The sequence below is a fragment of the Mesorhizobium sp. M2E.F.Ca.ET.219.01.1.1 genome, assembly GCF_004016445.2.
Classification (GTDB): Bacteria; Pseudomonadota; Alphaproteobacteria; order Rhizobiales; family Rhizobiaceae; genus Mesorhizobium.
Window position 1 is genome coordinate 1 of the sequence record NZ_SADT02000140.1, and the last position, 341, is coordinate 341.

At 62.2% G+C, this 341-nt stretch carries 1 protein-coding gene; it reads right to left on the reverse strand.

Annotation, left to right across the window (positions count from 1 at the left end):
* Positions 1-293, reverse strand: a 293-nt coding sequence (locus tag EN862_RS35270; protein WP_135913313.1) for a nuclear transport factor 2 family protein, incomplete at its 3' end; no start/stop codon positions are given.
* Positions 294-341: the final 48 nt, after the last annotated feature.

Here is a 341-nt window from a genome sequence, read left to right on the forward strand (position 1 = left end):
TCGATCACAGGCGCGCCCTTCATCGTCCAGACGGCGTCGGGGACGGCCTTGAGGAAATTGTCGATGACGCCGGTCTTGGCCGCTTCCTTGCCCTTGACCGGCGTGCCGACCGACGCGTCGTAGTAGGTGACGTCGTCGGCGAAATAGCCCGCGGCCTTGGCGGAATCATGAGCGTTCCACGCGGCGAGGTATGCTTCGATAACCGACTTCGCGCTGTCGTCGGCAAAGGCCGGCGCGACGGCAAGGAGGGTGGCGGCAATGGCTGCTGATGTCAGAAACTGGCGGTGATGTATCTTCGTCCTCCCTGGTTTTGAATGGTAGGTTCCCTGCGAATGGCGCTA